We start from the raw sequence: 23734 nt of genomic DNA on the forward strand, positions 1-23734 counted from the left end.
CCGTGCAGGGGCGTCCACAACGGAGATTCGACTTCTCGGGAGAAGTCGATGATCTACAGGTTAGGTCGTGGTCGCCGGGGTAGGGACCACTCATGCGCGTCCTTGGAATCAACGCCATCTTCCATGACCCCGCGGCCGCCCTGGTGGTCGACGGCCGGGTGGTGGCCGCCGCCGAGGAGGAGCGGTTCAGCCGGCGCAAGCACGGCAAACGCCCGGTCCCCTTCTCCGCCTGGGAGCTGCCCGAACTGTCCGCCGCGTGGTGCCTGGCCAGCGCCGGGATCGACGTGGACAGCCTCGACGCGGTGGCGTACTCGTTCGACCCCGGCCTCTGCCGGGACGCGGCCGAGCTGGGCCTCAGCGACCCGTGGGACTGGCTGCGGGTCGACTACGCCCGGCGGGCCCCGCAGTTCCTCGCCGCCGCCCTGCCCGGCCTCGACCCGGACCGGGTGCGGTTCGTGCCGCACCACGTCGCGCACGCCGCCTCCGCCGGCCTGGCCGCCCCGCCGGCCGGGGACGACACCGCGGTGCTGGTGCTCGACGGCCGCGGCGAGGTGGCCAGCCACCTGGCCGGCGTCTACCGCGACGGCCGGCTGTCGCCGCTGTACTCCCAGCAGCTCCCCCACTCGCTCGGCCTGCTCTACGAGGACCTCACCCGGCACCTGGGCTTCCTGCACTCCAGCGACGAGTACAAGGTCATGGCGCTGGCCTCCTACGGCCGGCCGAAGCACCTGGGCCTGCTCCGCGACCTGGTCCGGGTCACCGACGACGGCGGCTTCCAGGTCGAGCGGATCGACTGGGCCGGCCTGGCCAAGACGGTCGCCGCCGGCGGCGAGCTGACCGAGGAGCACGCCGACCTGGCCGCCAGCGTCCAGGCGCGGCTGGAGGAGGTCATCCTGGACCTGTCCCGCTGGCTGTACGACGCCTCCGGCGGGGCCCGCACCCTGGCCATGGCCGGCGGCGTGGCGCTGAACTGCGTGGCCAACGCCCGGCTCGCCGCCGAGGGGCCGTACCGGGACGTCTGGGTGCAGCCGGCGGCCGGCGACGCGGGCACGGCGCTCGGCGCGGCGCTGCACGTGGCCGGCGAGCTGGGCGACCGGTCCACCCCGATGGCGGGCGCGGACCTGGGCCGGGGCTGGTCGGACGAGGAGCTGGAGGCGGAGCTGCGGCGGGCCGCGCTGCCGTACACCCGGCCGGCGTCGATCGCCGCCGAGGCCGCCCGGGTGCTCGCCGACAACGGCATCGTGGCCTGGTACCAGGGGCGCAGCGAGTACGGCCCGCGGGCGCTCGGCCACCGGTCGCTGCTGGCGCACCCCGGCGACCCGGACACCACCCGGCGGATGAACGACGTCAAGGGCCGGGAGCAGTTCCGGCCGATCGCCCCGATGGTCCGCGCGGAACGCTTCGCGGACCTGTTCGACGGGGTCTACCCCAGCCCGTACATGCTGTTCGTGCACCGGGTGAAGCCGGAGTGGCGGGACCGGATCCCGGCGGTCACCCACGTCGACGGGACCGCCCGGGTGCAGACCGTGCACCCGGAGACCGAGCCGCTGGTGGCCGAGCTGCTGGCCGAGTTCGAGCGGCGCACCCGGCTGCCGGTCGTGGTGAACACCTCGCTCAACACCGCCGGACGGCCCATGGTGGACACCCCGCGCGAGGCCATGGAGCTGTTCGGCTCCGCCCCGGTGGACCTGCTCGCCGTCGGCCCGTTCGCGGTGCACCGCCGCGCCCTGGGCGGTGGTGCCCGGTGATCAGTGTGGTCGTGCCCACGCTGGGGCGGCCGAGCCTGGCCACTCTGCTGGACGCCCTCGCCGGCCAGCTCGACGAGCTGCCCGGGGTCGAGGTGCTGCTGGTGGACGACCGGCGCGACGACACCGGGGAACTGGCGGTGCCGGGGGCGCTGGCCGCGTACACGAAGGTGCTGACCGGGCGCGGCGCGGGCCCGGCGGCCGCCCGCAACCTGGGCTGGCGGGCCGCCCGCGGCGAGTGGGTGGTCTTCCTCGACGACGACGTGGTGCCGGCGCCGGACTGGGCCCGGCGGCTGCGCGCCGACCTCGCGGTGGCCGGCCGGGTCGGCGGTGTGCAGGGCGTGGTGGAGGTGCCGCTGCCTGCGCACCGGCGCCCCACCGACTGGGAACGCGGCACCGCCGGCCTGGCCGAGGGGCGGTGGATCACGGCGGACATGGCCTACCGCCGGAGGGCTCTGGCCGCCGTCGGCGGGTTCGACGAACGCTTCCCGCGCGCCTACCGGGAGGACGCCGAGCTGGCCCACCGGGTCCGCCGCGCCGGCTGGGACCTGGTCCGCGGGCGGCGCCGGGTGACCCACCCGGTCCGCCCGGAGAGCCGCTGGGTCAGCCTGCGCACCCAGCGCGGCAACGCCGACGACGCGCTGCTGCGCCGGCTGTACGGCCCGGGCTGGCGGGCCGACCTCGACCTGCCGCCGGGGCGGCGGCCCCGGCACGTGGCGGTCGCCGCGGCCGGCGCCGTGGCGCTGGCCGCCGCGGCGCTGCGGGCCGCTCCCCCGCGTGCCGTCCGCGCCCGGCGGGCGGTCGGCGTGGCCGGCGGGCTCGCCGCGCTGGTCTGGGCGGCCGGCACCGCCGAGTTCACCCGGGCCCGCGTCGCCCCCGGCCCGCGCACCCCCGACGAGGTCGCCACGATGCTGGTGACCAGCGCGCTCATCCCGCCGCTCGCGGTCGTCCATTTTGTACGGGGCTGGTGGCGCGCCCGCGCCGTCCCCGCCGGGGCGCTGGTCACCGCGCGCGATCCCGGGGCGCGACGGTGATGTTTAGTTCCTTGCCCCAGGGCAATTGTCCGGCCATGAATCCGGCCGGTCCCGCCCTCTACGACGCGGTGCTGCTCGACCGGGACGGCACGCTGGTCGAGGACGTGCCCTACAACGGCGACCCGGAGAAGGTGCGGCCGCTGCCCGGTGCCCGGGCGGCGCTGGACCGGCTGCGCGCGGCCGGGCTCCGGCTGGCCGTGGTGACCAACCAGTCCGGGCTGGCCCGGGGACACTTCACCGAGCGGCAGATGCACGCCGTGCACGCCCGGATCGAGGAGCTGCTCGGCGCCTTCGACCACTGGGCGATCTGCCCGCACGACGACACCGACGGCTGCGCCTGCCGCAAGCCGGCCCCCGGACTCGTGCACGAGGCGGCCCGGGCGCTGGGCACCACGTCCCGGCGGTGCGTGCTGGTCGGCGACATCGGCCGCGACATGGCCGCCGCGCTGGCCGCCGGCGCCACCGGAATCCTCGTGCCCACCCCGGTCACCCGCCCCGAGGAGGTCGCCGAGGCGCCGGCCGTCGCCCGGGACCTGCCCGGCGCGGTGGCCGAGATCCTGCGCCGGGACCGGGCGGTACGACCGGAGGCGCCGCGCGCCGGGCGGGCCGGCACGGTGCTGGTGGTGCGCAGCGACTCGGCCGGCGACGTGCTGGTCACCGGCCCCGGCATCCGCGCCGTGGCGGCCGGGGCGGAACGGGTGGTGCTGCTCTGCGGGCCACGCGGCCGGGCAGCGGCGGAACTGCTGCCCGGCGTCGACGAGATCATCGAGTGGCCGCTGCCCTGGATCGACGGCTCCCCCGGGCCGGTCGACCCCGACGACATGCGCCGGCTCACCGGCCGGCTGGCCGCGGTGCGGGCCGACGAGGCGGTCGTCTTCACCTCGTTCCACCAGTCACCGCTCCCCCTCGCCCTGCTGCTGCGGATGGCCGGCGTCCCCCGGATCAGCGCCATCAGCGACGACTACCCCGGGTCCCTGCTCGACGTCCGGCACCGGGTGCCGGTCGGAGTGCCCGAACCGGAGCGGGCCCTGTCACTGGCCGCCGCGGCCGGCTTCGCGCTGCCCCCCGACGACGAACCGGGGCTGCGGCTCCGCGCCGACCTGCCCGCGCCGGCCGTCGACCTGCCCGCCGGCGACTACCTGGTGGTGCACCCCGGCTCGTCGGCGCCCGCCCGGGCCTGCCCGCCCGACCGCTGCGCCGAGATCGTGGCCGCCCTCGCGGCCGACGGGCACCGGGTGCTGGTCACCGGCGGGCCCGGCGAACGCGAGTTGACGGCCCACGTCGCCGCGGCCGGCGGCACCGACCTCGGTGGCGCCACCGACCTGGCCGGGCTCGCCCGGATCCTCGCCGGGGCCCGCTGCCTCGTCGTGGGCAACACCGGACCGGCCCACCTGGCCGCCGCCCTCGGCACCCCGGTGGTCAGCCTCTTCGCCCCGACCGTCCCGTTCGGACAGTGGGGGCCCTACCGGGTGCCCACCGTCCGGCTCGGCGACGCCGGGGCGGCCTGCCGGGACACCCGGGCCGCCGTCTGCCCGGTCGCCGGACACCCCTGCCTGAACAGCCTCGACCCGGCCCGGGTGGTCGCCGCCGTCCGCCGGCTCGTCCCCGGCTGAACCCACCGCCCGCCCCCGCACCGTCGCCGACGAGGAGAGAGATGAACGTTCTGCTGTGGCACGTGCACGGCTCCTGGACGACGTCCTTCGTGCACGGGAGACACCGGTACCTCGTGCCGGTCACGCCCGACCGCGGCCCGTACGGGCGGGGCCGGGCGCGGACCTACCCGTGGCCGGAGAACGCCGTCGAGGTGACCCCGGAGGAGCTGGGGCGGGCCGAGGTCGACCTGGTGCTCCTGCAACGGCCCGAGGAGCTGGACCTGGCCGAACGGTGGCTGGGCCGCCGGCCCGGCCGGGACGTGCCGGCGATCTACGTCGAGCACAACACCCCGAAGGGCGACGTGCCCAACACCCGCCACCCGATGGCCGACCGGGACGACCTGCTGCTCACCCACGTGACCCACTTCAACGAGCTGTTCTGGGACAACGGGGGCACCCGCACCGCGGTCGTCGAGCACGGCATCGTGCCGCCGGCCGTCGAGTGGATTGGCGAACTGGACCGCCTCGCCGTGGTCACCAACGAGCCGGTCCGCCGCTGGCGGGTCACCGGCACCGACCTGATGCCGCGCTTCGCCGCGGTCGCCCCGCTCGACGTCTTCGGCATGGGCGTGGCCGGGCTGCCCGACCGGCTCGGCCTGCCGGCGGACCGGCTCGCCGTCCACGACGACCCGCCGCAGCACCGGATGCACGCCGAGGTGGCGCAGCGGCGGGCGTACCTGCACCTGTGCCGCTGGACGTCGCTGGGGTTGAGCCTCATCGAGGCCATGACCATCGGCATGCCGGTGGTCGCGCTGGCCACCACCGAGGCCGTGGACGCCGTGCCACCCGACGCGGGGGTGCTCTCCACCCGGGTGGACACGCTCGTCGAGGCGGCCCGCTGGCTGACCGAGGACCGCGACGCCGCGTACCGGCTGGGGGCGCGGGCGCGCGAGGTGACGAAGGAACGCTTCGGGCTCGACCGGTTCCTCGCCGACTGGGACCGGCTCATGGAGGAGGAGACATGCGCATCGCGATGATTTCAGAGCACGCCAGCCCTCTCGCCGCCCTCGGCGAGGAGGACGCGGGCGGGCAGAACACCCACGTGGCGGAACTCGCGGCCGCGCTCGTCGGCGAGGGGCACGACGTCCGCGTCTACACCCGCCGGGACTCCGCCACGCTGGCCGAGGTGGTGTCCAGCCCGGACGGCTACCAGGTGTGCCACGTGCCGGCCGGCCCGGCGCAGCGGGTGCCGAAGGACGAGCTGCTGCCGTACATGGGCGAGTTCGGCAGCTGGCTGGCCGACTCGTGGCGGCGCGGCGGCTGGATCCCGGACGTGGCGCACGCGCACTTCTGGATGAGCGGCCTGGCCACCGTGCACGCCGGGCGGCGGACCGGGGTGCCGACGGTGCTGACGTACCACGCGCTCGGCACGGTCAAGCGCCGGCACCAGGGCGCGCGGGACACCAGTCCACCAGGGCGGATCGGCTACGAGCGGGCGCTCGGCCGGACCGTGGACCGCGTGATCGTGCAGTGCGAGGACGAGGTCGCCGAGCTGGTCCGGATGGGCGTGCCCCGGTCCCGGATGGCGCTGGTCCCGTCCGGCGTCAACCAGGCCGTGTTCCGCCCCGACGGCCCGGTCGCACCCCGCGACCCGGCCCGCCCCCGCGTCCTCACCGTCGGCCGGATGGTGGAGCGGAAGGGCTTCCTGGACGTGGTCCGGGCGCTGCCCGCCGTGCCGGACGCCGAGTGCGTGGTGGTCGGCGGCCCGCCGGCCGAGCTGCTCCCCGCCGACGCGTTCGCCCGGCGGCTGTCCGCCCTGGCCGAGTCCTGCGGCGTGGCCGACCGGGTGAAGCTGGTCGGCGCGGTGCCGCGCGAGGACATGCCCACCTGGTACCGCTCGGCGGACGTGCTGGTCGCCGCCCCCTGGTACGAGCCGTTCGGGCTCACGCCCCTGGAGGGGATGGCCTGCGGCGTGCCGGTGATCGGCACCAACGTGGGCGGCATCGCGGACAGCGTCGTGGACGGGCTGACCGGCGACCTCGTGCCGCCCCGCGATCCCCGCGCGCTCGGCACCGCGCTGCGCCGGCTCCTCGCCGACCGGGTCCGCCGTTTCGCGTACGCCACGGCGGCGCTGGACCGGATCCGCAGCCGGTACTCCTGGAAGCGCTGCGCCGAACAGCTCGGCGCGGTCTACGCCGCGCTGACCACGGCGTCCCGGCCGGCGTCGGCGGTGGCGTGATGACCCGCCACGACGCCCTCGACGCCCACCTCTCCGGGCTGGCCGCGGCACTCCTGCCGTACCGGCGGGAGGCCGAGCGGCTGGCGGGCTGGGGCACCGAGCTGGCCTGGACGCTGGCCCGGGGCGGGCGGTTGCTGGTGGCCGGCAACGGCGGCAGCGCCGCCGAGGCCCAACACCTCACCGCCGAACTCGTCGGCAAACTCCGCGACGACCGCGAACCCCTCTCCGCCATCGCCCTGCACGCCGAAACCTCCGCCCTCACCGCCATCGGCAACGACTACGGCTACGACGAGGTCTTCGCCCGCCAGGTCCGCGCCCACGGCCGACCCGACGACATCCTCCTGCTCATGTCCACCAGCGGCACCAGCACCAACCTGCTCACCGCCGCCCGCGCCGCACACGACACCGGCCTACGCTGCTGGGCCTTCACCGGCCCCGCCCCCAACCCGCTCGCCGAGGAGTGCCACGACGTGCTCGCCGTGCCGTCCCCGGACAGCCAGGTCGTGCAGGAGCTGCACCTGGTCTCCACGCACCTGCTCTGCGAGTACGTCGACCAGGCCCTGCCGCTGATCCGGCAGCTCCCCACGGCGCCCGTCCCCGCGCCGCGGCCGGGGGCCGTCGCCCGCTGGGCGGCCCCGTCCGTCCCCGCCGGAGGTGACCGGGACGGCGGTGACCGCCACCTGTTCGCCGGGGTGGGATCCGGGCCGCACCTGGGCGTCGGCCGGGCGCTGGACGGGCACGCCCGGGACGGGGCGCGCCGGTACCGCCCGACCGACGGCCACGGCGTCAACGGGCACAACGGACACTCCGCCGACGGGCACGGCAGCGCCGGGCAGCCGGCCGACGGGCACGGGTCCGCCGGCCCGGGGTCGGTGCGGTCGTGACCCGCCCGCTGGTCGTGGTCGGCGACGCGCTCCTGGACCGGGACGTCAGCGGCGTGGTCGGCCGGGTCGCCCCGGACGCGCCGGTGCCGGTGCTCGACGAACGGTCCGCCGCCGAGCGGCCGGGCGGGGCCGGGCTGGCCGCGCTGCTCGCCGCCGCGCAGGAGACCGAGGTGGCGCTGGTGACCGGGCTGGCCGACGACGCCGGCGGGGCCCGGCTGGCACAGCTGGTGACCGAGGCGGGCGTCGAGCTCTTTCCGGTCCGCCTGCCCGGCGCCACCGCCGAGAAGATCCGGCTCCGGGCCGGCGGGCAGACCCTGCTCCGGCTGGACCGGGGCGGTGACCCTCAGCCACCGGGCGAGCCGCCGGAGGCGGTGCTGGAGCTGCTGTCCCGGGCCCGGGCCATCCTGGTGAGCGACTACGGCCGCGGGCTGGTCCGGCAGCCGACGCTGCGCGCGGCGCTGGCCGACGCCACCGCCCCGGTGGTCTGGGACCCGCACCCGCGCGGCCCCGCCGCGGTGCCCGGGGCCCGACTGGCCACCCCGAACCTGGCCGAGCTGCGGCAGCTCACCGGCGACGCCGGCGCCGGTTCGGCGCTCTCCACGGCCACCCGGGCCGGGCAGGAGCTGCGTCGCCGGTGGCGGGTCGGTGCGGTCGCGGTGACCACGGGACCGGACGGGGCGGTGCTCTGCCACTCCGGCACCGCGCCGCTGGTCGTGCCGCCGCCGTCCACCGTGGCGCACGTCGAGGACACCTGCGGCGCCGGGGACCGGTTCGCCGCCACCGCCGCGCTGGCGCTGGCCGACGGCGCGTCGGTAGCCGAGGCCGTGCAGGCGGCGGTCGGTGCCGCGTCCGCGTACGTGGCGGCCGGCGGTGCGGCCGGCCTGCACCGGGAGCCGGAGCAGCCCGAGCACCGGGTCGCCGGCCGCACCGGCGAGGAACTCGTCGCGAAGGTACGCGCCGACGGCGGCACGGTGGTCGCCACCGGCGGCTGCTTCGACATCCTGCACGCCGGTCACCTGGCGACCCTCCAGGCGGCCCACCGCCTCGGCGACTGCCTCGTGGTCTGCCTCAACTCCGACCGGAGCGTCCGGGGCCTCAAGGGGCCGGAGCGCCCGGTCAACCCGGAACAGGACCGGGCCCGGCTGCTGGCCGCCCTGGACTGCGTCGACGCGGTGGTGGTCTTCGACGAGCCCACCCCGCACCAGGTGCTCGCCCGGCTGCGCCCGGACGTCTGGGTGAAGGGCGGCGACTACGCGGGCGACGGCGCGCCCGAGCTGCCCGAGGCGGAGTTGGTGCGCCGCTGGGGCGGGCGGGTGGTCACCGTGCCCTTCCTGGCCGGGCGGTCCACCACCGGCACCATCACGGCCGCGCGCCAGCGTGGTCTCCACCTCGTCAAAGGAGCGGTATGAGCAGGGATGTCAACGGACGGGCCGTCCTCGTGACCGGCGGGTCGAGCGGGCTCGGCGCGGCGGTGGTGGCCGCCGTGGCCAAGGCCGGCGGCCGGCCGTACGTGCTGGACCGGCGGGCGCCGGCCGACGGGGTGCCGTGGGTCGAGTGCGACCTGGCCGACACCCGGGCCGCCGAGGCGGCCACCCGGCAGATCGCCGAGCAGGCCGGGGGCCTCGACGGCCTGGTGACCGCCGCCGGCATGGATGTGCCCGGCCGGCTCGCCGACGTCGTCGGCGCGACCTGGGACCGGATCGTGACGATCAACCTGCTCGGCACCGCCGCGGTGATCCGGGCCGCGCTGCCGCACCTGGAGCGGGCGCACGGAACCGTGGTGACCGTGGCGTCCACGTTGGGCGTCAAGGCGGTCAGCGACGCGACCGCGTACTGCGCGGCGAAGTTCGGGGTGGTCGGCTTCACCCGGGCGCTCGCCGCCGAGCTGGCCGGCACGGTCGGGGTGACGCTGCTCATCCCGGGCGGGATGCGGACGGCGTTCTTCGACGACCGGGACGAGCGGTACAAGCCCGGCCCGGACGCGATCCTCAACGACCCGGCGGACACCGCCGAGGCGGTCATGTTCGCCCTGGCCCAGCCGCCCGGCTGCGCCGTACGCGAGCTGGTGGTCTGCGCCGAGCAGGAGTCCTCGTACCCGTGATCCTCGTGCTCCGGGCGCTCGGCGTCGGCGACCTCGCGACCGGGGTGCCGGCGCTGCGCGCGTTGCGTGCCGCGTATTCCGGCACCGAGCTGGCGCTCGTCGCGCCGCGCTGGCTGACCCCGCTGGTGGAACTGGCCGGGGTCGTGGACCGGCAGGTCTTCGCGGACGGGCTGGGCCGCCTCGGGTGGTCCGGCCCGCCGCCGGAGGTGGCGGTGAACCTGCACGGGCGGGGACCGCAGTCGCACCGGATGCTGGCCGCGGTCCGGCCGCGGCGGCTGCTGGCCTTCGCCAACGCCGACGCCGGGTGGCACGACGGTCCGCCGTGGCGGGCCGAGGAGCACGAGGTGGACCGGTGGTGCCGGATGCTCGGCTGGTACGGGATCCGCGCCGACCGCGGCGACCTGGCGCTGCGCCGCCCCGGGCCCGGCGGGCTGCCGACCAACGTGACGATCGTGCACCCGGGCGCCAAGGCGGCGCAGCGGCGCTGGCCGCCGGAGCGTTTCGCGGCGGTGGCGCGGGAGCTGGCCGGCCGGGGCCACCGGGTGGTGGTCACCGGCGGTCCCGGCGAACGGGACCTGGCCGCCGACGTGGCCCGCCGGGCGGGGTTGCCGGCCGACGCGGTGCTGGCCGGCACGACCGACGTCGGCGAGCTGGCCGCGCTGGTCGCCCACGCCCGCCTCGTGCTCTGCGGGGACACCGGCATCGGCCATCTGGCCACCGCCTACGCCACCCCGTCGGTGCTGCTCTTCGGCCCGGTGCCGCCCGCCTGGTGGGGGCCGCCGCCGGACCGGCCGTGGCACGAGGCGCTCTGGGCCGGTCCGCGCCCCGCCGGGGACGGCCCGGCGGTGCACCCGGCGCTGGCCGAGTCGGACGTGCCGGCGGTGCTGGCGGCGGTAGACCGGGTGACGGCGGCCGCCCGGACTCGGACGACGGCCGGGAGGCTGGTTCCGGGGCAGGCGGCGGCGCCCGAACCGGCGCGCTCCGGTGGCCGGCCCACCCTTGCTACCAGCCGGTAGCTTCGCGGCCGTACGCTGAGCCGGTGAGCGGGGACTACGCGCAGGAGTTCGTGGACGTCGACGGGGCGCGCATCGGCGTCCAGGTCTACCCGGAGCCGGACGGGCCGCCCGGCGCGCCCGTCGTGCTGATCTGGCCCGCCATGGGCGTCCGCGCCCGCTACTACCGGCCGTTCGCCGCCGCGCTGCGCGACGCCGGCCTGGCCGTCGTCGTGGCCGACCTGCGGGGCACCGGCGAGAGCACGCCGTCCCCCGCCCGCAGCTGCCGGTACGGCTACGCCGAGCTGGCCACCGACATCGGCGCGGTGCTCGACGCGCTCAAGCCCCGGCTGGACGGCCGGACCCGGCTGCTGCTCGGGCACTCGCTCGGCGGGCAGGCCGCGGTGCTGCACCAGGCGCTGCACGACGCCGAGCGGGTGGACGGGCTGGCCCTGGTGGCGGTCGGCATCCCCTGGTGGCGCGGGTACCCGGGGCTGCGCGGCTGGGGCGTGCTGCCGTACACCCAGGGCATCGCGGCGGTCGCCCGGCTGCTCGGTGTCTGGCCCGGCTGGGGGTTCGGCGGCCGGCAGGCGCGCGGGGTGATCCGGGACTGGGCGCACACCGCGCGGACCGGGCGCTTCCCGGTGCTGGACGGGGTCGACGCCGAGGCGGCCGTGCGGCGGGTCCGCACCCCGGTGCTCGCGGTCAGCGTGGACGACGACCAGTACACGCCGCACGAGACGATGGACCACCTCTGCGGCAAGCTCGTCGCCGCCCCGGTGACCCGGCACCGCTACACCGTCGCGGAGGCCGGTGCCCCGCTGGACCACTTCACCTGGGTCCGCGCCGCCGCCCCGCTGGCCGCCCGGGTCGCCGCGTTCGCCGCCGCACTGCCCCGCTGACCTCCGGCCGGCCCGGCGACCCGGCGGACGCGGCCGTGGCCGAAAACGGGTGCGTAGCCGCGCGAAAGGTGGGTAAGCCGCACCGCCCGAACACGGCGGAGGGGGATCACATGTCCGAACAGCACACCGCGTTGCGCTCGATGCACGACCTTGGCCTGGCGGCCTGGTTCGGCGGCTCACTGATGGGCGCGCTCGGCGTCAACGGCGCAGCGGCACGAATCGACGACTCGACCCAGCGGCTGCCGGTCGCCTCGGCCGGTTGGGCCCGGTGGACCCCGGTCAACGCGGCCGCGATCGGCGCGCACCTGGCCGGCGCGGTCGGCGAGCTGGTGACCGAGAGCCCACGGGTGGCCTGCCAGCCCGGGGTGGGAAGGATGAGCACGATCAAGACCGCGCTGACCGTGGGCGCGCTGGCGGTGACCGGCTACAGCCGGCTGCTCGGCATGCGGCTGCAGAAGGCGGGCGGACCGCCCGTCGAGGGGACCACCGAGCCGAATCACCAGACGCCGGCGAACGTCGCCTCCTGCCAGCGGCAGATGAAGCTGCTCCAGTGGGCCGTCCCGGCGCTGACCGGCGCCCTGGTCGTGGTGTCGTCCTACATGGGTGAGCAGCAGAAGACGGGGCCGATGTTCCGGGGCCTGCTCGGCCGCGCCGGAACGGGGCTGGGCCCGATGTCCATCGGCAAGGTCGTCGGGATGGCCGCGGCCAAGCGACCGATGGCCATGGCCGGCAAGTGACCCGCAGATGACCGACGCCCGGGGCGACCGCCCCGGGCGTCGACTCACCGGTCAGGAACCGGTGCCGTCCTCTTCCCCCGGCCGGCCCAGGGTCGACGGCTCGTTCTCCGGCACGGGTGGCTGGGCCACCGGGTGCCCGGTGTCGTCCACCAGGTCCGGGGCCATGCTGCCGCCATGCGCCTCCTCGGCCTCCCGGGTCGCCCGGGGATCCCGGCCGTCCCGGGTCAGGCCGCCGGGCTCGTCCCGTCGCTCGTCCACGCGTCCCCCTCGGTGTCGGTCCTCGGGACCGCCGGTACCCGGGAGGTGCCGGCGGAAACCTCAGGCGGGGGTGGTGGCGGGCGCGACGCCGAGCAGTCCGGCCAGCGCCCCGGCGTCCCGCTGGGCCTGGTCGCCACAGCAGTTGTTCAGCAGCACGTGCAGCTCGGCGCACTGGTCGGCGAGTTCCCGCAGCAGCACGGACCAGCGCCGCAGCTCCTCCTCGCCGTAGGCGTAGCGGAACCTCTCCTGCTTGTCGCCGCTCTCCCAGGCGGCGCTGTGCCCGTGGAACCGCACCACGGCCAGGTCGGCGGTGGCCACGAGGATCGGCGGCACCGAGGAGGCGTGCCCCTGGGGCATGTCCACGCAGACGTAGCCGAGCCCGTGCTCGCGCAGGAAGGTCACGGTCTCGACCACGGCGTCCTCGGTGAACCAGGAGGAGTGCCGCAGCTCGACGGTCACCGGCCAGGGCCGGCAGCGCCCCGCCGCGGACAGGATCCGCTGCCGGGCCGCCTCGCCGCGGGCCAGCCAGGGCGGGAACTGCAGCAGCACGGCGCCGAGCCGGTCGGCCGCCGCGAGCGGCGCCAGCGCCGCGTGGAACCGGTCCCACAGCGCGTCGTACGCCCCGGCGGACAGGTCCCGCCAGCGGATCCGGGTCGGGCCGCCGGCCGGGCGCAGGTCCCGGGGCAGCGCGTCGACCGGGGTGTGGTGGCCGGTGAAGAGGCGGAACGCCTTGACGTCGAAGGTGAAGCCCGGCGGGGTGGCCGCCGCCCAGCCCGCAGTGATCTCCGGCGCCGGGATCGCGTAGTACGAGGTGTCCACCTCGACCAGACCGAACCGCTCGGCGTACCAGCCGAGGCGGCCGGCCGGGGTGTTGACCGCCCGGGGATACCAGCCCGAGCGGACCAGCATCTGGTCGGCCCAGGAGGACGTGCCCACCTTGATGACACCCATGTAATTCAGTGCACCGCGATCCGGACGAAACGGCAACCCGGGGACGGTCCGGTGCGGAGCCGGAAAAGTGTCGCTGGATGGTCGTACGGTGTCCCCGGTCCTCACGCGAAAGGCGGGCGGCATGAGCGTCTCCGACCAGGTCCTCACCGGCGAGCGGGCCGATCTGCTCGCCGCCCTCCAGCGGCACCGCGGCTTCCTCCGGCAGACCGTGGCCGGGCTCGACGACGAGCAGGCCGCCAGGCGCAGCACGGCCAGCGAGCTCTGCCTCGGCGGCCTGATCAAGCACGTGGCCGGCACCGAGCACCGGTGGATGCGGTTCGCGGTGGGCGGTGCCGAGGCCATGCGGAGCGAGCCGATCGACTGGGCCGGCCAGTTCCGGATGACCGAGGGCGAGACGCTCGCCGGGCTGCTCGCCGAGTTCGACCGGGTGGCCGCCGAAACGGACGCCCTGGTCGGCACGCTCGACCTTGACGCCGCGCACCCGCTGCCGAGCGCACCCTGGTTCGAGCCGGGCGCCAGTTGGTCGGCGCGCCGGGTGCTGCTGCACCTCATCGCCGAGACCGCGCAGCACGCCGGGCACGCCGACATCATCCGGGAGTCGATCGACGGGACGAAGACCATGGGTTGACCGGCACGCGGTGACCGACATCACCCACCCGAACGGGGCGGGTGGCGGGTTCCGGTGTGACGCCACGACTGGGGGCGACGCTGAGGGACACGAGATGAACGGACACCGCATGGACCAGGAGACCGCCGAGCGCCTGCTCGTCGGCACCCTCACCGAGGCTCAGGACGGTCCGCAGGTGCTCGTCGGGTTCCTGGCGGCCGTCCGCGCCGATCCCCGCCCGCACGAACTCACCGGCGAGGGGGCGGCCCTCCAGGCGTTCCGGATGGCGCGGGCCGGGGGCGCGGTCCCCGTGGCGGTGTCCCGTCCCCCGCGACGGCTGCACGCCGGGCTGTTCGGCGCCAAGCTCGCCCTGGCCGCCCTGCTCGCCACCGCCACCGGTGGTGTGGCCCTGGCCGCCGTCACCGGCAACCTGCCGATCCCGCCGCGCGGGGGTGGTGGCGCCTCCCTCACGCCGTCCCCGCACCCGGGCACCGACGGGCAGGCCACGCCGACGGTCGACCCGGGTCGAGCGACCACCCCGGCCGCCCCTCCGTCCGGCCGGCCGGGCAGCCCCGCCGCCCTGGCCCGGCTCTGCACCGTCTACCGAGGGAAGAACGACGCGGACCGGGGCCGGGCGCTGGAGGCCCCGCCCTTCGCCGAACTGGTGGCGGCGGCCGGTGGTCGGGAGAAGGTTCCCGGCTACTGCGACGCGCTGCTCACCGGGAACGGCAAGCCGACCGCCTCCGGCGCTCATCCGAGACCGCCGCAGCCGAGCGCCGTCCCCACCACACGGCCCGGCGTCGGACCGACCGCCCGGGTCACCGGCCAGCCGGAGGCCACGCCCAGCACCCCGGGGACTCGGCTGGCGCCGACCACCCGCCCGGCCAAGCCGCCGGCGCAGAAGACCGCCTCGGTCCGCCCCTCGCGGCGCTGACCGGCCCCGGCGGATCCGCACCGGGCGGCAGCGAACGGGCGATCGCGCGGGCCGGTGGTCGGCACCGGACGTGCTGGTAGCGTGCGCCGGTGACTCCGCGGCGTCCCCGACTGGCGATCCCCTTCCGCCTGGCCGTCGTGCTCGGCGTGGTGGCCGGCATCGTGCTCACCGCGCTCGGCCCGGCCACGGTGACCGGCCTGCTGCCGTACTTCACCATCCAGAGCAACGTGGCGGTCGCCGTCTTCGCCGGGTACGCCGCCTGGCGCGCCGGGCAGGGCCGCCCGGAGCCGCCGAGCGCGGTCAAGGGCGCGGTGACCCTGTACATCACGATCACCGGCACCGTCTACCACCTGGTGCTGGCCAACCCGGCCAGCCCGTTCGCGATGGTCCAGCCGCACCGCGCGCCCGGCGAGTGGTGGGGCAACCAGCTCCTGCACACCGTGGTGCCGCTGCTCGCGATCGCCGACTGGGCGCTGTTCGACCGGCGCGGCCGGCTGCGCCCGCGGTACGCCGCGTGGTGGCTGGCGTTCCCGGTCGCGTACCTCGGCTTCGTCCTGGTGCGGGGGCTGGTCGTGCACCGCTACCCGTACCCGTTCCTCGACGTCGGCCGGCTCGGCTACGGGGGCGTGGGGTTCAGCGCGCTCGCCTTCGCTGTCGCGTTCTGGCTGCTCGGACTCCTCTTCGTCGGCATGGACCGGGGGCTCGCCGGGCGGGCCCGCGGCGTGCCGGCCGAGCCGGCGCCGGCCGTCGCGCCGGAGGAGAGCGCCGCCCGGCCCCGCTGACCGGCGACGCCGGAGCGGCCGCCGGTCACGCCTCGCCGAGCCGCTGATCGATCGCGCCGCCGACCCGGACCCGCCGCGCGGTGGTGCGGTCGCGGCCGTAGGCGTCCGCCCGCCCCCAGCGGCCCGGCACATCCAGCAGCTCGATGCGGCCGTAGCCGTCGGGGACGTACGGTTTCACCAGCAGGTTCTCCCCACACGGCTGCAGCCCGAGCATGGTGGCGAGCAGCATCAGCAGCCCGCCGGAGGACCACGACTGGGGCCGGCCGGCCACCGGCAGCTGGACCGGGTACTTGGTGACGTCGCGCGGGTAGCCGGCGATCACCTCCGGCACCGAGCCGCCGAGCGTCTCCACCGCGGCGAACATGCCGGCCGCGACCTGGGCCGCCTCGGCGTCGTACCCGTAGCGCCGCAGGCCGGCCGCGACGAGCGCGTTGTCCGACGGCCAGACCGCGCCGAGGTGCGCCCCGACGGGGTTGTACGGCCGCTGCCCGCTGGCGTAGGTGCGCACCCCCCAGCCGGAGAAGAGTTCGGGGCCGCACAGGTGCGCGGCCAGCGCGTCGGCCCGCTCCGGCTCGACGATGCCGCTCCAGAGCAGGTGCCCGAGATTGGAGGTGAGCGCGTCGACCGGCTCACCGTCCGGGGTCAGGGCCAGCGCGTAGTAGCCCCGGTGCGGCAGCCAGAAGTCCCGGTGGAACCGCTCGCGCAGCCGCGCGGCCTCGGCCTCCAGCCGGTCGGCGTAGCCGGGGTCGCCCCAGAACTCCCGGGCCAGCCGGGCGCCGCGGATCTTCGCGTCGTACGCGTACCCCTGCAGCTCGCAGGTCGCCCGCGGGTACGGCGGCGCGACGGCGTGCCGGTCGACGATGGCCTCCGGCGAGTTGCGCCAGGCCTGGTTGGCCACCCCGTTGACCGTGTTGCGCGGCTGGTAGCGCAGGTAGCCGTCGCCGCACAGGTCGCCGTACTCGTCGAGCCAGTCCAGCGCCATCCGGGCCGGATGACCCAGTTCCCGGACCAGGTCGGCGTCGCCGGACCAGCGCTCGTACTCGTCGAGCAGGATCACGAACAGCGGCGTGGTGTCGGCGGCGCCGTAGTAGAACGCGGTGGGCTGCGCACCGAAGGCGGCCGACTCGCCGTAGCGCAGCTCGGAAAGGATCTTCCCGGGCTCCTCGTCGTGGAAGTCGTCGAGCTGCCCGCCCTGGAGCAGGGCCAGCAGGCGCAGCGTCGCCGGGGTCAGCTCCGGGGTGAACGGCAGCGTCTCCAGGCAGGTGACGAGGGCGTCCCGGCCGTACACCGCCATGGCCCAGGGCAGCCCGCCCACCGGCACCCGATCGGTGAACGACAGCGGCGTGTACCGCAGCGAGGCCAGGTCGATCAGCGCCTGCTCGTAGGCCGCCGCCAGCGCGTCGCGCTCGGCGACGAGCTGCGGCGCGTGGTCGAACCACCGGGCCAGGTCCTCGCGCATGTCATGGTGGACCTGCCGGCGGTGGGACTCGAGGCTGGACCGCAGGTCCCGGCCCCCGGCGCCCTGGATGATCATCGCGACGTGCAGGTCGGTGTGCCAGGCTTCGTTCGGACCGATCCGGATCCGGAAGGTCATGCCCTGCTGGTCGACGTCCACGGGAGCGGTGCTGGAGACGATCGTCTCCCGGGTGAACCGGTCCCGCTCGTGGCAGATCCGCAGCTGCCGGTGCTCCGCGTCGGCGACCACCACCGGCCGGCGCGGTCCGGGCCGGAGGATCTCGGACGTGTCGGCGAAGTCGCTGCCTATCTCCATGCGCACGATGAACTCGGCGGGCTCGGCGGAGTGGTTGAGCACGGTGAGCCGCTCGTTGAAACTGCTGTCGATGGACCGGTGCCGGAGCACCGAGACGTCGGCGTCGACGTAGTGGCTGGCGGTGCCGGGGACCAGCACGAACCGGGTCTCGAAGTAGGCCAGCTCGTCCCGGGACAGGGCGTTCAGCCGCTGGCCGTCGACGGTGAGCACCCAGCGGGACAGGAAGCGGGTGTCGAACGAGAACAGGCCGATCGGTGCGTACGGCTCGACCTCGATGTCCCCGTGCGCGTCGCTGAGCGCGAACACGTTGCCGGCGAGGACACCCACCAGATCCTTCATCGCGTCCCCACCCTGGCGCAGCCCAGGTCGCGGGGGTGCCTCGCGTCGGGCGGCCCTGGGAAGATCCGCCGCAGCGACAGGAGCAGCCGCAGGTCGCCCTGGGCGGTGAGGTCGTTGCGCAGCAGCGCGGCGGCCACGTGCAGCCGGCCGGCGGCGATCCGGTCGAACACCTGCCGGTCGGCGCGGACCACCAGGTCGGCGTCCTCCGCGACGCGGGTCACCCGCACCTCCTGGCGCTCGATGGTCAGGTACCAGTGGTCGGTCCGCGGCCCTTCCCCCAGGTCCAGCCGGATCGTGCCGCAGGTGGTCTCCGGCAGGTCGGGGTGCCGGCCGGCCACCCGCCGGGCCAGGTACTCCGCCGCCGAGGCGCTCATGGGTCCTCCCCGTGTCGTCCTTCACGGCCGGTCGCCGGGCGGCTCCGCCCGCTCCCGCAGGGTCCCCACCGGTCGGGTGAGCCCAACTCACCCCGTCCGGGTGAGCCGGGCTGGTGCGCCGGGCCGGAGGTCGGGTACTGCGGAGGAATGGGGATGACCGGGGACGCCACGACCGACCGGGTGCTCGCCGCGCTGCTGACCATGCAGCGCCAGTCCTGGGAGCAGGGGGTGACCGGGCACGCCCTGCTCGACCTCGGGCTGGGCGAGCTGGCCCTGCTGGTCGCCGACGCCGCGGTGACCCGGCAGCACCCGGACGGGCGGCTCGGCGACGTGTCCGGCGAGGCCGGCGCGGTCAACGGCGCGGCCTGCGGCGAGGTGGTCCGCCACGCGGCCACCACGGACGGGGACCCGCGCTACGCCGCCGCGCTGGACGCGCAGCTCGACTGGCTGGTCACCCGGGCGCCCCGGGCCGCCGACGGCACCCTGTTCCACCTGCTCGACAGCCGCCAAGTGTGGGCGGACACGGTCTACATGGTGGTGCCGCTGCTCGCGCTTGCCGGCCGGACGGACCTGGCCGCCGGGCAGCTCGACGGGCACCGCCGCCGGTTGTTCGACCCGCGCACCGGCCTCTACGCGGCCCGCTGGGACGAGGACCGCGGCGAGCTGGCCCAGCCGTGCCCCTGGGGCACCGGCAACGGCTGGGTGGTGGCCGGGATCGCCCGGGCGCTGCGCCTCGCGCCGGACTGGCCGGACGGGTCCCGCGCCGAGCTGGCCGGGCACGCCCGCACGGTGCTGGACGCCTGCCTGGCGTACCGGACCGACGACGGGCTCTTCCCCGACGTGCTCGACGACCCGGGCTCGTTCCGGGAGGCGAACACCGCCCAGCTCCTCGCGTACGCGGCGCTGACCGGGGTGGCCGACGGCTGGCTGCCGCCGTCCTGGCTGGGCACCGGCGCGGATCTGCTGGCCGCCGCGGGCCGGCGGGTCGACCGCCACGGACGGGTGACCGGGGTCAGCGGCGCACCGGACTTCACCGCGCCGGGCACCTCCCCCGAGGCGCAGGCGTTCCACCTGCTCGGGCACGCGGCGCTGGGCCGCGCCCGGGCGGCGGTCAGCCGCCCTGGATGAGCCCCCGCACGTACGCGGCCTGGCCGGCGTGCTGGACGTCGTCGTCGAGCACGCTCACCAGCCGCACGCCGAGCGTGACGGGCGGGTCCCAGTTCTCGTCGACCACCCGGTCCAGGTCGGCCGGGCGCAGCCCGCGCAGGTACGCGCAGGTCCGGTCCACCACCGCCCGGTGGTAGTCCAGCAGCACCCCGCCGTTCTCCGGCCGCACGCGGGCGACCTGCTCCGGGCCGTGCCCGTAGCCGGTGTCGTCCGGGTCGGCGGTCAGCCCGCAGCGCCCCGCCCACTCGCCGCCGACCCAGAGCTGCTCCTCCCCCAGCACGTCGCTGACCTGCTGGTCCTGGATCCGGGTGAGATGCCAGACCAGCCAGCCCACCGGGTTCGCCCCGGCGGCCGGCGCCTGCCGCAGCTGTTCCGGGCTCAGCCCGTCCAGCGCCCCCGCCACCAGGTCGGGCAGCCGGCCGTACGCCTCGGTCAGCAGGTCGTTCACGTCCACGCGTCCCACGCTCCTCCGCCGTCGGTGCCACCGGAGGCAGTACCGCCCAGGACGGGCGGCAAACCTCGCCCCCTTAGGGTTGATCGCGTGGTCGCGGCGCTGGAGCTGTATCTCGACACCGACGCCACCCGGCGGATCCGGGTGCTCTGGGACGCGTTGGAGGCCGAGGGCGTGCAGAGCATGAGGTCGCTGCTGGAGCAGCGGCACCGGCCGCACGTCTCGCTGGCCGTCGCGCCGCGTCTCGACCCGCACCGGGTCGCCGAGGCGCTCACCGGGATGGTGGTGGCCGCCCCGCTGCGGCTGGAGTTCCAGCACGCCGGGCAGTTCGTCGGGCGGGTGCTCTGGCTCGGGCCGGCCCCCACGCCGGAGCTGCTGGCCCACCACGGCGCCGTGCACAAGCGGCTGACCCGGGCCGGCATCGGGCTGGTGGAGCACTACCAGCCGGGCCGGTGGGTGCCCCACTGCACGCTGTCCATGCGGGTGCCGAACACGCTGATGGCCGCGGCGGTGCGCCGCTGCCTGGAGGTGCTGCCGGTGACCGCCACCGTGGTCGGCGCCGCCGTCACCGACCACGCCCGGGGCATCTCCCACCCCCTCGGCTGACCCCGTCCCCTGCTGCCGGGACCCGGTTTTGCGCCATCTGTCGCCGCTGATGGCGATGCCGCCGGAACGACGCAAGCTGGTAAAAGAGCAGGTCAGAGCCGTCCTGGCCACCCGAGGACGTGCGGCCGGAGCGCCCGCGAGCACGCCTGGAGGCATCCCATGGCCGCACCCGTCATCCGTTCCGTCACCGCCGACCCGACCGTCCTGCTGCCCGGTCAGTCCACCACCGTCCGGGTGGACACCTACCATCCCGACTCGCGACTGCTGACCCTTTCCGGCCGGGTCAGCGACCCCACCGGCGCCGCCTGGGACAGCCCGGTCCGGGTGGATCTCAGCGTGCCGCTGACCGTCCAGCTCGGCAGCACCTCGCCCGGCGTGACCGTCACGCCGTATCCCGGCGACCCCACCCGTTTCACGGTCACCGTGCTGGGCGGCCGGGGCACGGTCACGCTGACCGCCACGGCCCGGGACGCCGCGGGCCGGACCGGCACGGCCGCCACCACCGTGACGGTGCCTTTGCTGGTGGGGATGAGCACGGAGAAGGGTGCGCCCACCCAGCGGGCGGTGGCCGCGTACCCGGGTATCCGCTACATGCGCGACTTCGGCGCGGACGGCGGCGACGCGGACGCCCTGCCGGAGCTGCCGCCGCTGAACGCCGGCAAGTTCGTCGACGCCCCGTCGGCCGTCATGCACGTGTCGTGGAAGGACGACGTCGAGCAGTTGACCGGCTGGCTGGACGGGCTGAGCCGGCCGATCTACCTGACCTGGTACCACGAGCCGATGGGCGACGTGGCGCCGGGGACGTACCGGACCACCGCCACCCGGGTGGCGCAGATCGTCGCCGCCCACCGGAACCGGCGCTGGGTCCTCGGGCACGGCCCGATCGTCACCCGCTACTGGCTGGACGAGGGGCGCGGCAACCCGACCGACTGGGGCTACCCCGGCATGACCCACTACGGCGTGGACTGCTACTCGCGGGACACGGCGACGTACTGGCCGGTGGCGCGGATGTTCGGGGTGGCGTTCGGCAAGGTGCGCGCCGCGTACCCGGGGATCCGGCTGCTGGTGCCCGAGTACGGGCTGAGCCGGACCACGGCCGACACCACCGGCGCGGGCCGGGCGCAGGCGATCCGCGACCACGTGACCTGGCTGCGGCAGCAGAACGACGTGGACGCGGTCGCCTACTGGAACAACTGGGCCGAGTTCGAGCTGGGCGACCCGCCACTGGAGTCGACCGCCTGGCGGAACCTCCAGCTCGTGTGACCCTCCCGCCCGGCCCGGTGGCGGCCCCGCCGGGCCGGGGTGGGGCGGCGGCCGAGAGGTGGCCGGGCGCCTAGTGGACCTAGACTGGCCGGGTGAGGGAGGCCGAGTGACCGGCGCGAGCGCGCCGTCGACGACGTACGGTCACGCGTGCCTGGTCTACGACGACCCGGCGGTCCTGGACGCCCGGGCGGTCGCCCACCTGGGTGCCGGCCTCGCGGCCGGCGAGCAGGCCTGGCTGGTCGCCCCCGGGGACCGTGACTCCCTGGCCCGCCGGCTGGACCGCCTCCCCGGTCTCGACGCCGCGCTGCGCCGGCGCGCGCTCCGGCTGCTCCCGGTCGAGGACGCCTACCGCCACGACGAGATCGTCGACCCGGCCAAGCAGGTCCGGGCGTACGCGGCGGCGACCGGCGATGCGCTGGCCGCCGGCTACACCGGCCTGCGGGTGGTGGCCGAGGCCACCACGCTGGTCCGCTCCCCCGCCCAGCGGGACGCCTTCGCCCGGTACGAGCACCTCATCGACCGCTGGATGCGGCACCAACCGATGTCGGCGGTGTGCGCCTACGACCGGCGCGAGCTGGGCGACGCGGCGATCGCCGAGCTGGCCTGCATGCACCCCGAGACGAACGCCGACGTGCTGTTCCGGCTGCACGCCGGTGGCGGCGACGCGATCGTCGAGCTGGGCGGCGAGCTGGACCCGTCCAACCACCGGCTCTTCGCCGCCGCGCTGGACCGGGCCGACCCGCGACCGGTGGACGGCCGGCTGGTGCTCGACGCCACCGGGCTGCGCTTCGTCGACCACCGCTGCCTGCTGCACCTGCGCGACCACGCCCGCCGGCACGACGGCAGCGCCGTGCTGCGCACCTCGCGCTCCGCCGCGGCCCGGCTGGTCGAGCTGCTCGACCTGGCCGAGGTAAGGGTGGAGGTGGTCCGGTGAGGACGGGCGCCGCCGCCGGCCACGTCGGCTACTACCACGAGGCGATCCTCTACGACTCGGACGAGCACCTGCTCGCCGTGGTGCTGCCGTTCCTGCTCGGCGGGGTCGAGGCCGGCGAGCCGACCGTGGTCGGCTTCGGCGGGCGCAACGCCGAGCTGGTCCGCCGCGCCCTCCCGGCCGGCTCCGGGGTCACCTTCCTGCCCGGCGGCGACGTCTACGCCCGCCCCACCTCGGCCATCCGCTCCTACCGCAGGCTGCTGGGCTCGTACGTGGCCGACGGCGCCCGCCAGATCCGGATCGTCGGCGAGCTGCCGCCGGCCGCGCTCGGATCCACCTGGGACTGGTGGGCCCGCTACGAGTCGGCCATCAACCACGCCTACGACGACTTTCCGCTGTGGAGCATGTGCGCGTACGACGCCCGGACCACGCCGGCTCGGGTGCTGGCGGACGTGGCGCGGACCCACCCCCGGGTGGCGCTGCCGGACGGCAGCCACGTGCCGACCGACGTCTACACCGAACCGGCGCGCTACCTGGCCGAGCAGCGCCCGATGCTCCCCGACCCGGTGCAGCGGACGGCGCCGGCGGTCGAGCTGGTCGACCCGGCCCCGGCCGAGGCGCGCGACGCGGTCCGCGCCGCCTACCGGGGGCAGTTCCCGGTCGACCACCTCGACGACCTGGTCGTGTCGGTCAGCGAGGTGGTGAGCAACGCGCTGCGGCACGGTGCGCCGCCGGTGCGGATGCGGCTGTGGAGCGCACCGGACCGGATGGTGGTGACCGTGGACGACCGGGGTCCCGGCCCCGGCGACCCCTACGCCGGCCTGCTGCCCGCGGGCAACGGCGCGGCGGGCGGCCTGGGCCTGTGGATCAGCCACCAGTCGTGCAACCACGTGGCGCTGCACCGGGACACCGACGGCTTCACCATCCGGCTGACCGCCGGAAATCCGTACTTCCCGGTCTGAGTCGGATCGCATTCGCGGTCGTGGGCGGGGCGGGGCGGAACCCGCGCGCCGACGGCGGTACCGTAGCGCCTCATCATGCCCTGCGGGGCGGTCATCCGCCGGCCTGGCGCTG

23 protein-coding genes and 1 pseudogene are annotated in these 23734 nt (G+C 76.2%); 19 read left to right on the top strand and 5 right to left on the bottom strand.

From position 1 onward, the window contains the following. Positions 1–92: 92 nt before the first annotated feature. The 11 genes and pseudogenes from RMN56_RS01735 to RMN56_RS01785 all read left to right on the top strand — a co-directional run bounded on the left by RMN56_RS01735 (position 93) and on the right by RMN56_RS01785 (position 12226). On the top strand, positions 93–1748 hold the full coding sequence (locus RMN56_RS01735; protein ID WP_313722080.1) for a carbamoyltransferase family protein: 1656 nt from the start codon (positions 93–95) through the stop codon (positions 1746–1748). After that, positions 1745–2779, top strand: a complete 1035-nt coding sequence (locus RMN56_RS01740; RefSeq protein ID WP_313722081.1) for a glycosyltransferase family 2 protein — start codon at positions 1745–1747, stop codon at positions 2777–2779. The genes RMN56_RS01735 and RMN56_RS01740 overlap by 4 nt, the downstream gene beginning before the upstream one ends. Positions 2780–2814: 35 nt before the next feature. After that, positions 2815–4392 carry an HAD-IIIA family hydrolase gene (locus RMN56_RS01745; RefSeq protein ID WP_313722082.1) on the top strand — a complete coding sequence of 526 codons (1578 nt, stop codon included), beginning with the start codon at positions 2815–2817 and terminating at the stop codon, positions 4390–4392. A gap of 41 nt (positions 4393–4433) precedes the next feature. Continuing rightward, a complete protein-coding gene (locus RMN56_RS01750) occupies positions 4434–5408 on the top strand; it encodes a glycosyltransferase (RefSeq protein ID WP_313722083.1) in 975 nt (324 codons plus the stop codon). Beyond that, on the top strand, positions 5393–6610 hold the full coding sequence (locus RMN56_RS01755) for a glycosyltransferase (protein WP_313722084.1): 1218 nt from the start codon (positions 5393–5395) through the stop codon (positions 6608–6610). Before RMN56_RS01750 ends, RMN56_RS01755 begins: the two co-directional genes overlap by 16 nt. Beyond that, positions 6610–7227: pseudogene (locus RMN56_RS01760) on the top strand (D-sedoheptulose-7-phosphate isomerase); the annotation flags it as partial. The gene RMN56_RS01755 and the pseudogene RMN56_RS01760, both read left to right, overlap by 1 nt. A 263-nt stretch (positions 7228–7490) precedes the next feature. Next, complete coding sequence (locus RMN56_RS01765; protein ID WP_313722085.1) at positions 7491–8903, top strand: PfkB family carbohydrate kinase; 1413 nt, start codon at positions 7491–7493, stop codon at positions 8901–8903. Further along, positions 8900–9595 (top strand): SDR family oxidoreductase, encoded by a 696-nt coding sequence (locus tag RMN56_RS01770; protein WP_313722086.1) that lies wholly within the window; start codon positions 8900–8902, stop codon positions 9593–9595. Before RMN56_RS01765 ends, RMN56_RS01770 begins: the two co-directional genes overlap by 4 nt. Then, entirely contained in the window at positions 9592–10611 is a 1020-nt protein-coding gene (locus RMN56_RS01775; RefSeq protein ID WP_313722087.1) for a glycosyltransferase family 9 protein, read from the top strand. The genes RMN56_RS01770 and RMN56_RS01775 overlap by 4 nt, the downstream gene beginning before the upstream one ends. Before the next feature lie 23 nt (positions 10612–10634). After that, complete coding sequence (locus RMN56_RS01780; RefSeq protein WP_313722088.1) at positions 10635–11489, top strand: alpha/beta hydrolase family protein; 855 nt, start codon at positions 10635–10637, stop codon at positions 11487–11489. A 110-nt stretch (positions 11490–11599) separates the two neighbouring features. Continuing rightward, positions 11600–12226, top strand: coding sequence for a hypothetical protein (locus RMN56_RS01785; protein WP_313722089.1), 627 nt, complete (start codon positions 11600–11602; stop codon positions 12224–12226). A 51-nt stretch (positions 12227–12277) separates the two neighbouring features. Here the strand turns inward: RMN56_RS01785 and RMN56_RS01790 are convergent, their stop codons facing one another. Next, positions 12278–12484, bottom strand: coding sequence for a GTPase activator (locus RMN56_RS01790; RefSeq protein WP_313722090.1), 207 nt, complete (start codon positions 12482–12484; stop codon positions 12278–12280). Between the two features lie 60 nt (positions 12485–12544). Next, positions 12545–13435 (bottom strand): DUF72 domain-containing protein, encoded by an 891-nt coding sequence (locus RMN56_RS01795; RefSeq protein WP_313722091.1) that lies wholly within the window; start codon positions 13433–13435, stop codon positions 12545–12547. A gap of 121 nt (positions 13436–13556) precedes the next feature. Between RMN56_RS01795 and RMN56_RS01800 the strand changes: the two genes are divergently transcribed. The 3 genes from RMN56_RS01800 (at position 13557) to RMN56_RS01810 (ending at position 15758) form a co-directional block, all read left to right on the top strand. Then, the gene (locus tag RMN56_RS01800; RefSeq protein WP_313722092.1) at positions 13557–14063 is read left to right on the top strand and encodes a DinB family protein; all 507 of its coding nucleotides are present in this window, start codon (positions 13557–13559) and stop codon (positions 14061–14063) included. A 94-nt stretch (positions 14064–14157) separates the two neighbouring features. Further along, on the top strand, positions 14158–14976 hold the full coding sequence (locus tag RMN56_RS01805; RefSeq protein WP_313722093.1) for a hypothetical protein: 819 nt from the start codon (positions 14158–14160) through the stop codon (positions 14974–14976). 89 nt (positions 14977–15065) lie between these two features. Continuing rightward, positions 15066–15758 carry a Pr6Pr family membrane protein gene (locus RMN56_RS01810; RefSeq protein WP_313722094.1) on the top strand — a complete coding sequence of 231 codons (693 nt, stop codon included), beginning with the start codon at positions 15066–15068 and terminating at the stop codon, positions 15756–15758. A 25-nt stretch (positions 15759–15783) separates the two neighbouring features. Here RMN56_RS01810 and RMN56_RS01815 read toward each other — a convergent pair whose 3' ends face one another. Further along, entirely contained in the window at positions 15784–17868 is a 2085-nt protein-coding gene (locus RMN56_RS01815) for an amylo-alpha-1,6-glucosidase (protein ID WP_313722095.1), read from the bottom strand. Continuing rightward, positions 17865–18242, bottom strand: a complete 378-nt coding sequence (locus RMN56_RS01820; protein WP_313722096.1) for an SCP2 sterol-binding domain-containing protein — start codon at positions 18240–18242, stop codon at positions 17865–17867. The genes RMN56_RS01815 and RMN56_RS01820 overlap by 4 nt, the downstream gene beginning before the upstream one ends. A 153-nt stretch (positions 18243–18395) precedes the next feature. Between RMN56_RS01820 and RMN56_RS01825 the strand changes: the two genes are divergently transcribed. After that, a complete protein-coding gene (locus RMN56_RS01825; RefSeq protein ID WP_313722097.1) occupies positions 18396–19370 on the top strand; it encodes a glycoside hydrolase family 88 protein in 975 nt (324 codons plus the stop codon). Here the strand turns inward: RMN56_RS01825 and RMN56_RS01830 are convergent. Beyond that, complete coding sequence (locus RMN56_RS01830; protein WP_313722098.1) at positions 19354–19863, bottom strand: mycothiol transferase; 510 nt, start codon at positions 19861–19863, stop codon at positions 19354–19356. The genes RMN56_RS01825 and RMN56_RS01830 overlap by 17 nt on opposite strands. A gap of 87 nt (positions 19864–19950) precedes the next feature. Here RMN56_RS01830 and RMN56_RS01835 point away from each other — a divergent pair, with 87 nt between their 5' ends. The 4 genes from RMN56_RS01835 to RMN56_RS01850 all read left to right on the top strand — a co-directional run bounded on the left by RMN56_RS01835 (position 19951) and on the right by RMN56_RS01850 (position 23622). Continuing rightward, positions 19951–20466, top strand: a complete 516-nt coding sequence (locus tag RMN56_RS01835) for a 2'-5' RNA ligase family protein (RefSeq protein ID WP_313722099.1) — start codon at positions 19951–19953, stop codon at positions 20464–20466. A gap of 159 nt (positions 20467–20625) precedes the next feature. Continuing rightward, the gene (locus RMN56_RS01840) at positions 20626–21729 is read left to right on the top strand and encodes a hypothetical protein (RefSeq protein WP_313722100.1); all 1104 of its coding nucleotides are present in this window, start codon (positions 20626–20628) and stop codon (positions 21727–21729) included. A gap of 106 nt (positions 21730–21835) precedes the next feature. Then, entirely contained in the window at positions 21836–22663 is an 828-nt protein-coding gene (locus tag RMN56_RS01845; protein ID WP_313722101.1) for an MEDS and STAS domain-containing protein, read from the top strand. Beyond that, positions 22660–23622, top strand: coding sequence for an anti-sigma factor RsbA family regulatory protein (locus RMN56_RS01850; protein ID WP_313722102.1), 963 nt, complete (start codon positions 22660–22662; stop codon positions 23620–23622). Before RMN56_RS01845 ends, RMN56_RS01850 begins: the two co-directional genes overlap by 4 nt. Positions 23623–23734: the final 112 nt, after the last annotated feature.

It is taken from the genome of Micromonospora halotolerans (assembly GCF_032108445.1).
Lineage (GTDB): Bacteria > Actinomycetota > Actinomycetes > Mycobacteriales > Micromonosporaceae > Micromonospora > Micromonospora halotolerans.